This window comes from Pseudomonas sp. 14P_8.1_Bac3 (genome assembly GCF_025466085.1).
In the GTDB taxonomy this organism is placed as follows: domain Bacteria; phylum Pseudomonadota; class Gammaproteobacteria; order Pseudomonadales; family Pseudomonadaceae; genus Aquipseudomonas.
Genome location: NZ_JANLOD010000042.1, coordinates 1 through 856, shown reverse-complemented (window position 1 = coordinate 856; position 856 = coordinate 1). Strand labels below are relative to the sequence as shown.

General features: G+C 56.4%; 1 pseudogene. It reads right to left on the bottom strand.

Features of this window, described 5'->3' with window-relative positions:
• A pseudogene (locus NTD84_RS12070) lies at positions 1-856 on the bottom strand (DUF2235 domain-containing protein); the annotation flags it as partial.

The following is an 856-nucleotide window of genomic DNA, read 5'->3' as shown; positions in this document are numbered from 1 at the left end:
GGCCAGGTACAGATTGACGCCAGGGTTTATGGCGTCGTGGACGCTGAGATCACCGTTGGTAATACCCGCTACTGCGGCAGCGGTATCAAAGATGCCGATGAAGTTGATAGAGACGTCCGTATTGGCATGCCAGTTGAAGTCCTTCACAAGACCGGGAGCATCCGTCAGGGCCGAGGCCAGAATACTGTCGTTGCCCTTCATGACCTCATTCGCAAAGTGCCGAGCCGCGGCGGCGCCTCGACTGAAACCGAAAATATCGAACTCGATAGATGTAATTTCTCGGTCGGGATTTGCCCATGCGAATTGTTGAATTTCAGTCAGAATGCCTGCTGGACTCTGCGCAACTCTCGCCAATACACCCTGTTCGCCCAAACCGGTCGCCTGTGAAAAAAGTGCATCCGCTCCGCCACTGCGAGTACCGATGCCCTCCAGGTACACCGAGATGTAACCTATGGTTTCTTCATCAGCCAGTTGCCGCTGACTGTCATCGGCGTACAGGTCATACAGCTTGGCCACATTGCTCGTGTCATTGCCAAAGCTGTTATCCGGCGTGCCGCCGTCAGGGGTATACCCATGCTTCTGACAAAACTGCTGGATATCCTCGGCCTGCTCCAGCAAGTTCACATCCCGCGCATAACACCCGGCCACCGTTTCACTGTTGGAGCGGTTATTCCCGGTGCCATCAAAAAACACCCCAATCCGCAACGTAATGCCTTGCTCCTCGACTTCTTCCTCCTCTTCCTCCAGCTCATCCGATTCCTGCCCTGGCGACAACGTAGTCCCAGGCGATGCGAGCGCCGGGTTGGCGAGGGAGGCCTCCAATGCCTGTAGCGGCGAAACACCTGCCAGCGGCGCG